Raw genomic sequence first — 9,535 nt, 5'->3', positions numbered from 1 at the left:
GATGTGAATAGCGATCGCAATCTACTTAAATGCCACCGATATGTTCTTTAATAAGTAGCTTCAATTCTTTAGTGATTGGTAAACCATCAATTTCTTTACAGAGGTTATGCAAAGATTCACCTTTAGCTTTTCTCTCTTGATAAATTCCCTGGAGTAGTGCGCTCAATCCATATTTGGTTAGTGCATCTGATGCTAAACCTATGATTCCAAGTAATACAACACCACCAATCATTCCGCCTGGCCCTAACATCGCTAATGCCGCAGTAATAGCAGCAGCACCAGCTAAACCAGTTGATGCCATTGTGATGAGAAGTACAACGGCTGGTAATCCAACGCCTGCTAATTTTCTAACAATTTCATCCATAATTACGACTCCTTTGAATCTAGACTCATAACATAGCTGTGTGCGATGGGTTACGCCCCGCCGCAGGCGATCGCCTCGGTAGTACAAAGACTAATAACTAATCTGTCGCTGTTTGAGTCTTGTAGCTACTTCTCTTGCCAAATTTTGTTTGAACTGTTGATTATATGTAATCCAGTTGAAATGAACTTGTTGACCATTGTATATTTCAAATTGGTCGTTACCTGAAGCCAATTTCATAGTTTCATAGCAGTAATTAGGATCAAAACCTTTAAACAAAAGATGGTAAAAAGTTATATAAGCTACTGCTGCATCACTCCAATGTATCATGTCTCTATTTCCTATTAGAAATTGAAACGGAATATCTCCTTCTTTAATTTGAGCCATCTGAGTGGCGAAACTGCCATAACAAGAAGACATACAAATTAGTAAATCTAATGAGTATTTTTGTAATAACTGTTGAATTGGCATTATTAGTTGATAAAGTTCATGCCATGTAATGATTTTATTGTCTGTTAGTTGAATACCTCCAGTACCACCGTGCATACTAAAGTGAAGAATTGGTAACATTCCATTCTTCTGTATTTCCTCCGATAATCGACCATAAAGTGCTATCTGCAATGATTTTTCTGTTGTTACTAAATTGTAACAATGATGAATTCCGGCTAATTCAAGTGCTGATGCAAGGGAACGTCCTTCTGTTAGTCCATCAAGCATATTTTCATCAGACGGTGATTCTATAATGTGAACAAATACTTTATCCCTCATATTAAATATCCTTTAATTGCTTGGTGAACCAACATAATTACTGCCATAAAAGTCTGAAATACTATCAAAAATTTAGGAATATTTAGGGGGTTATTTGAAACAGTAATTATGTCATTACTGTTTATTTATGAACTGCATCGCTTACTAATATCTCTTTAGTAATAGCAGGGTTTTAAAATACTGAAATTTGGATTACTTCACCTCTACTGTTGCACCCGCATCATTGCCGAAGACATCGACTAGGCGGACTGCGATCGCTTATGCCCTTAATAAAAGAGCAGCTAAAGAAACTTGCATACTGGTAGGTTTAATTCCTTCAGATGCAATTAGGTTAAGTCTGTCCGTATCTTGTACTAGCTGAATAACAAAATTTTCATCATCCAAAATTGCTTTATTCCCATCGGTATAGTCTTTTAAAAGTTTTTGTACAGGCTTCATCTCCTTCCAAGTGTTTAATTTTTTTAACGTACTCTTAACAGTTGCTCGGTCTAAGCCTGCTGGAAAGTGATCAAGCATACTCACCCGACGTTGAATTTTAGTAATGCGCTCAGAGGTAACGCTAATGTTCTCTAGGGTTTCTGGCTGTTCTAATTCAGCAACCTGCTGCTGTTTTAAGCCCACCAGTTTGTTATATAAAGATTGAGCGCATGATAGTAAATATTTTGAGGAAAAAACATTTCCGGCTATTGGAGTTTTGAAGGCAGTAGCGATCGCAATACCATAACCATCATTTTCCCCAGTTTGGTCATTCCAGAACAAAGTCTGCTGTTTCTCTGAAATTGGTTCACCATTTGGCCCAAAGTATTGCACTGTTAAAGCTACTAATCCGGTAGCTTCATCTTTTTCACCAGTGCGACGACCTATAGCAATTGGATTGGCTTGGTAATCTTCACCCAATTCTTTTAGTAACTTGCTTAGTTCTTCACTATGCAGAATCTCATTTTGGGTATAAAGGTCGCGGCTAGTTTCCTGTTTTTTATAGGCATCTTCTTGTAAATTCCCCTGCTCTATTTTTCTAGCTTTGACTAAGCTCTGAACAAAGTCGATGTATCCTGGCAGAATTTCATCATCAAATAGGGTATCACCATAAATAGAAGCCCCCAATGTGTTGACACTAGAAATGGTAGGGATGTTGGGGTTAGGTTCAATACTAGCGATGTCTCCATCATTTTGGGCTAAGTCTCCTACGAGTTTTTTATTCAGATTTGATAGGCGAGAAGCTTGCCGTAACAGTTGGCTTTCACTGTTGGCATAATAAACATAAATGTTCTTAGCTTTATGTTGCTTGGGGCGGTCAATCCGTCCAATGCGCTGCTCCAAAATCATAGGATTCCAAGGCAGGTCAATATTAATCAAATAATCAGCATCTTGTAGATTTTGACCCACTGATAAAGTTTCTGAACCAATTAATACTGCAATTTCTTCCTCTGCTTTGGGGCGTTCTGTGGTATTTTTACAAGTAGCGTCTGGGGCAAACAGTCTAAATATTTCTTGGCGATTTAAAGTAACTGGGCTACGTTTTGGTTGCAGTGCGTGACCAGGACTTACTTTTTGAGGTTTGTCTGAATTATTTGTGTAATACAGCTTTGTAGAACCAATCAGCATCCCAATACCTTTAGATGCGATCGCACTGTCACGAGTCATGTAACGGTAGTAATCAATTACGGTGTCACTGAAAGTTGAAATTAGCAGCACCTTATGACCTTGACTTACCAGTTCTCCTACTTTTTGAGTAACTTGCTTGCGTTTGTGGTCAACCAGAAATTCATCTATTAACAGGTTTTGTATCTGTTTTAGCTGATGCAAATCACCCTCACAATCAGCCAACATTCGCTCATAAACTTTTTGGGCATTGCTAGGATTATCTCGTAAGTTATCTGTGGCAATATCAATAGACCGCCTTAACTGCTGACGCTTTTGTTGTTGTTCTACCTCGTTTTCGTCCTCGTCTCCTTCTCCTTCTTCATAATCCTCTTCCCAGCCTTCACGATTGTAATCATCTAAGAAACTTTCTGGTTTATCCTTTTTATCGGATTCAAAGTTGTAGTGAATTAGTAAAAATTCTTTCAGCCCATCGGCATCTGGAGAAACCGATTCTAGGCGGTATTGCATCTGTCGAATGCGATCGCCAAAGTTTTTAATAGTCCGATTGAGGGCATACATACTCGATTCAGCCCGTTGAAGGAAGAATCGGCGTTGGTTGCCTAAAAGACTTCGCCGTTCGACACTACCTGTTAAATAGCGAATTGGATCAGCAAAGGGGATGAAAAGACTGGTTTCAAATTGGGTGAAAATCTGCTCAAGAGCTTGTTCTGTACTCAATTCAAAATGCACAGGTAGCCATTCTGCTATCCGTTTTGCATACAAATTTAAATCTGGAGTGGCTTCTCGCAGCATTTGGCGGGTGCGTTGAAGAAACAGTTCCCGGTATGTGCGGCGAAACAGTTCAGTGTTGTCTGTAAAATTTTCTACCCCGATATCCCGATTTTGAAACCATTGGGCAACTTCAGCAGGAAACTTTAAATCATTGAATCCTTCAGGACGGCTGATAAAGGGCGAGAGAATATTATAAATATCTTCCCGGCGATTGTTCCAAGGTGTAGCGGTCAAGAGTAGAAAATAACGTTGCCGAACAGACTTGCGATCGCTTTCTTGAATTGCTGCACAGGTTTTGTGAATACGGTTTTTATAATTGCGGATGCCTTCGTGAGCTTCATCGATAATAACTAAGTCGGGGCCACCATAACGATTGAAGTCCGCCAGGAAATTACTACCTTTGCGGCTCATCAGGTTTTTGTTGTAGAGTTCGTAATCACCTGATTTAAAACCAAGTTCAGCCATTTCTCGTTCCCAGTTGGGATGAAGTTTTTTGGCAGCAATGATGGCAATTTTAGCTTGACCCTTCTGCTGACGATACAACCGAGAGACAGTAGCGGCTAATCGAGTTTTACCCAATCCCACAGCATCAGCACAGACAGCAACACCAAAATCCTGCATGACTCTTAGACAATGTTGCGCTCCAGATTTTTGGTGTTCAAACAAGATACCTTCATTTAACAGTTCATCCAATAAATCACTACGTTCAACGCGAAACTGACGGGGGCGTTGCTGTGCCAACCAGTAGAGAAAATCATTAGGTGTGCCGTGATTCCCTGCCAAAATGATTTCTACAGCTTGTTTAAACCCTTCAATTTCACTGAACTCTGGTATTTCTAGGGATTGGCTGACGGCTGGCGGATTTTCGGGTGAGTTGTGATAAACACCGTCGCCTGTTGTAACTTTAAAATCGGTTAACTTTGTCGGCGGATGTTCTGGGTCTACCTCAACTTGACCAATAATTCGTTCAGAATCTTGGCTATCAATGGTGATTTTCACCAATTCATCATTTACAACCTCAATGCTTTCTATTTTGTCTAAATTTTGACCTGTGATTTCAACTTGGGTGGTTTCTCCAGGGACAAACTCATCAGGATTGATAGATTCAATAACTGGTTCTTTTAACTCGGCACGGCGATCGCGTTCCGTCAACACCTGCTGTAAAAACTCTTGGGTTAAGTCAAAGGTGATATCATCTCGCTGCCACTCAGTATCAAACTGACCAATACTTTCAAATATGGCTTCTGTATCTAAACGAGAATCCCAAGAATAAAGAAAAGTTACACTCTCAGCATTTTTGGAATGTGCTGCACGGGTAAAATTATCTGAGCCTTCATGCAGAATGTGGTTTTCTAACTGGTCGCTCAGGATGCCAGTTTTTTTGTGATAGATACCCCGTCCTGATTCCATTTTGACGAGTTTAATTTGCAAAAAATTCAGACGAACTAACTCAGCCAAAATTTCTGTACCACTAAATGCACTATCTTCTAAACCCTTAAGGAATTCAGTTAGGGTCAGATGAGCAAATTGGGCGCGGTAGTTAGGGTCTTGTAATTTCTCCAGTTCTTGGACATCCGCTTGCTTGGTGAATCCTTGCCAGTCCATCAATAGGCGAATTTGACCTTCAGTTTGGACAATTGAAGCAAGAGGTTCTTCATATAGTTTCAGCACACCACTATCAAAGTAAGCTGTAGAACGGCGATAAATTTGGGTGCGTTCTAGGGCAGAGCCGATGAAGACATTGTACTTATCTAGCTGATCAGGCAAATTGAATCTACGAAGACGACCTTTAATTTCTAAAAAGCTGCCAGCAAGTAAAGCCTTTTCTTTGGTTACACTTTCTTTCTGAAGGAATTTTTCAATAACATTTAAATTACTAATTCGCAGCAAAGAGACACTAGGTACATTTCCATCTTTTATGGGTATATATTCAAAAACCTTAGCACTTCTTGGGTCAATTCGTAGTATTTTGTAAGTCGCTTGTTTACCACCAATACCTAAGAACTTCACAACTGTTTTTAACAGCCTGTCAGCATCGCGGTGCTTGAAGACGAGCCAGTATTGATTGTCAACGCCTTTGATGGGATTACCTTGGAGTAGGTAGTAAGGGCGTTGTTTGCGAATTAGGTCTTGGATAAAGTTTTCAAGCATGGTTAATAACTCACTGAATAGGCCAAGCTGGAATTACTGCGTCAATGTTTGCCATTAGTTCAATAGTTTCTTTGAGGGCTACAACAATACGCTGGTAATGTTGGATATCGTCAGAAGTGAGAGTGCGTCCTTTACGGTCTTTGAGCCATTTCTGGCAGACTTGATAACCACCTACGTAAAAGTTCCAAACTTCTTCGGGAACTCCAGCAAACTTATCACTTTTTTTGTTAATGACAACTGTGCCTTGATTATATTTAGGATATCCAGAGTCAACTATTTGATTACCACCGTTTTCTATAAACTTTGTAATAAAGTTATTTAATCTAGGGAGTTTCATTAAATGTAAGCCTACTAATTCTTCTCCATACTCTGCTAGCTGAAGAAATAAGCTGTTATCGCTAGTTAAATGGATACGAGGAAAATCTACTTTGAGAAATTCAGAATAGCGGGTGCGGTATGTAGGAGAATATAAGAAGGCATAAATGTAGTAAAATATAGCCTCTGGAGTGGGTAAGTACCCAAGTCTTAATTTTATATTCTTGAGAAAGTTTGCCGAAAAATTAGGACGTTTATCTTGTTGTAATGTAGCAGTTGGATCTGAATATAAGTAGAGGGGGAAAAAAGGGCCGCTACCAAACATACCTGCTGTATCAGTAGCATTTTTATTAGTTAAAATAGAACTTACAAATATATGGCGAAATTCATTAATGACCTGGTTAGATATTAATAAACCCATATTTTCCCCGTAAATCATGTGACGCATTATTTCACCACGAGGCATACTATGAAATCCCCTTGATCTCCCAGTAAAATATGTATATCTTATATCAAACACTCTATATAAAATTGGTAAAACTCGATTTCCAACTACTCTATTTAAATCCAAATCTTTTCTTAAGTCATCTTGAGCTAATTCAACTTTCCAATCTCTTGCATCTTTACCCAAATTAAAGTGACTTCTAGCCTCTTCTGGAGGCAAACTTAAAAATTTTTGTATAGTATCCCAAACTTCATCCTTACTCCAATGGATTGTCAGATCATCACGAGCAGTTGTAATCCCAACAGAATTGACAGGCATAATTTCAGATATTTTATACCCTCTTTCATATTCCACTAATAAATTAGTATCTTGTGGAATTAACAGATAGAAAGGAGATTGAGGTTTAAGCTTTTCAATAGTAGTAGTATCAATTGTGTTTTTGCTTAATATTTTATGTTTATGTTCTCTTAAACCGTATAAGCTAGAATGATTGATATATTCATCCTTTCCTTTAACACTTAAAATAATACTTACTCCTTGCTGAATATCAAAAATATTTTCATCTTTACTACCATCAGGACAAATTTCCTTTTTTTTACTATTTCCATGTAAGTCATAAATGAAAATCCCATCAAAACTATTAATCAAATGCTGACGCATTCCCCTAAATGTCGGATTATCTAAGAAACCATGATTAGTTACAAAAGCTAAAATACCTTGATTAGTTTCATCAATCCTCCACTGTGCAAATCGAATAAATTTTACATAATCATCTTGTAAACCTTTAGGATTTCTTTCTCCTAAATCTTTACCATCCACTTTATAATAATCTCTGACTAGATCACTAATCCATTTTTCGTTATTACTAGAATCATACGAATAAGGAGGATTACCAATTACCACCATAATCGGTTCTTGTTTTTTAATCCTAGAACCTGCTCTAGCTTCTTCAGCAATCAAGTTCTCCATTTGGGGAATAGCTAAGTTTAACTGCTGTGTTTCTTCTCTTAATGTAATATCTTCTAAAGTATTAATTAAATAAATTTCCAATCGGTTACTACTATCAACTTGATACCCAGTTTCTTCTAAAAATAGCCCTATTTTCAAATGTGCGATTGCATAAGGGGACATCAACAACTCAAAACCAAATATTCTAGGTAATAACCGTTGTTTAACATAACCAGACCAAGACTTATCATCTAACCCGTCTGTGAGTGCTTCTGGTGACTCCTGAAACCGTTGATATATGAGTTTGCAAATCCACAATAAAAACGTACCAGTACCACAAGCAGGGTCAAGAATCATCACCTCTGGATCAGCCAAACCCAAAGGTTTATTAAACTTTTCCTTCACTAAAATATCTACAGAACGCACCATGTAAGACACCACAGGCTCAGGTGTATAATAAACACCCCGACGTTCTCGCATTTGTGGTTTATATGCTGCTAAGAAATCTTCATAGAACCGAATAATAATATCTTCTTGTCCAATCTTCTTCTCAAAATCCGACAAAATTGCATCCATCTTGGCGGCGCGGAGAATACCAAAAATATCTGCGATCGCACCTATCAACTCATCCCCCAATTCTTCAGGCTCACGCTCTGACACATCTTTAAACAGCTTGCGGAGAAAGGGGTTAGTTTCTGGTAACTGTTGCCAAGCAGATTCACGGTCAAAATGCGTTTCCTTCTCGCGTCCCTCGCGCTTATCCTTCACATAGCTGAATACCTTTGCTGTAAACAGTGCATAAGCAATGGTTTGGGCGTAGATATCGGCAAAACTGTAATCTTTCTCGTTATCTGAAGTCAATTGCAGTGTGGGCAGTAGCTCCCGTTGAAAACTCTTCAATAGGTTGTGTAAATACCCATCAGCTTTTTCTTTTTTATAGACCGAAAGAATTGCCTGCTCAATCCGGCGGGCTGCTTCAGCTAACAATTGTGCTAGTTCCTTCGCCGTCTTAATTGGTTCATAGAAAACCCACTCCACCAAGGGAACTGAACGCAGTCCCTTAGCTGCAATTGGCAGTTCCCCTTGTTTTAAACGATTTAACCGTGCTATTAGTTGCGGTTCATTCCAATCAAAAGTCTGGATTTGCCGTTGGCGCAACCCTCCTTCATTTGGCAGCACTAACGGTACTCGACCAGTGACTTCTTCAGTAGGCAGTAGCAAATACATCACTGGTTGCTGTTCAGCAACTCGGTTTGTGTAATGCCCATAAATTTCTTGTTGCTGTTCTTTTGAGGTCAAAAATCTTTTGATTTCGTGGTCTGTTGCCCCTGATAGTTCCTCATAAAAGCCAACAGCAATTGGGCAAGTCTCCTCTGCTTCTTCCTCATCCGCACCTGGGCGCAAATACCAAAACCGAGAACCAAGAGGGTCACGCTCTTTCACCGGATATCCTAACATCTGCCGCAATGCTTCAACACGATTTATATCTGTGCCACCTATCACATCCTGCAACTGTTCTTTAGTGAAAACCATTCGTGTCCCTCATGAATCTTTAATAGTCACGTCAAATCTGCGATAATCTACGACCATCGCCACATCACAGACACCGCTCACATCAAAACTGAGCCAAAAACTAATTCAGCAAATACTTAGCCAGCAAATCCTGACCTTTGTCGCCCATCTTCTCTAACATCCCTTCAATCTTCTCCATTGCTAGTGGCGATGGTTTAGAACGCCCATTCTCCCAACGATTGATTGTGGTATAAGTGACACCTAGAGTTGGTGCAAACTGTTCTTGTGTTAGTCCAGCCAAAAGTCGCAGATCACGAATAATCTGCCCTACCTCTGGCTGTTTGATAGCCAAGGGTTTTTTGATAGTCATTAAGGAAACTTGACCCACTAACTTAAGTAGCAGGTGCTATATTATTTGTCACATTTTAGTCATGCTGAAGCGGTAACAACCTCAGTGTATACCCGTAATCATGAAAAATATGTAAAATTCTTTGCTTTGAGTTGGAATATTTTTCAGTGATATTGAACTTAAATTCTTAGAGGAAATGTAGCAGACAGGCGATGGCGTAACCGCAAGCAGGAGGCGATCGCGGGGTAATGAGTAGATGCGATCACCTACTTTCCCCAAAACTAAAAGTTCACTATGCGCTTCCAATATC

The 9,535-nt window shown here is 39.2% G+C and carries 5 protein-coding genes; all 5 read right to left on the bottom strand.

The genetic code is table 11. The features are described from left to right. Window positions 1-25 precede the first annotated feature (25 nt). Window positions 26-364, bottom strand: coding sequence for a hypothetical protein (locus VB693_RS19050; protein WP_323267610.1), 339 nt, complete (start codon window positions 362-364; stop codon window positions 26-28). 90 nt (window positions 365-454) lie between these two features. Beyond that, window positions 455-1,129 carry a hypothetical protein gene (locus VB693_RS19045; RefSeq protein WP_323267609.1) on the bottom strand — a complete coding sequence of 225 codons (675 nt, stop codon included), beginning with the start codon at window positions 1,127-1,129 and terminating at the stop codon, window positions 455-457. Between the two features lie 258 nt (window positions 1,130-1,387). Beyond that, entirely contained in the window at window positions 1,388-5,656 is a 4,269-nt protein-coding gene (locus VB693_RS19040) for a helicase-related protein (RefSeq protein ID WP_323267608.1), read from the bottom strand. 10 nt (window positions 5,657-5,666) lie between these two features. Further along, window positions 5,667-8,897, bottom strand: a complete 3,231-nt coding sequence (locus VB693_RS19035; RefSeq protein ID WP_323267607.1) for a type ISP restriction/modification enzyme — start codon at window positions 8,895-8,897, stop codon at window positions 5,667-5,669. Between the two features lie 100 nt (window positions 8,898-8,997). Next, the gene (locus VB693_RS19030) at window positions 8,998-9,246 is read right to left on the bottom strand and encodes a helix-turn-helix transcriptional regulator (protein ID WP_323267606.1); all 249 of its coding nucleotides are present in this window, start codon (window positions 9,244-9,246) and stop codon (window positions 8,998-9,000) included. Between the last annotated feature and the right edge of the window lie 289 nt (window positions 9,247-9,535).

The sequence above is a fragment of the Anabaena sp. UHCC 0399 genome (assembly GCF_034931465.1).
GTDB lineage: Bacteria > Cyanobacteriota > Cyanobacteriia > Cyanobacteriales > Nostocaceae > Trichormus > Trichormus minutissimus.
This window is presented reverse-complemented; position numbering and strand designations above follow the sequence as displayed.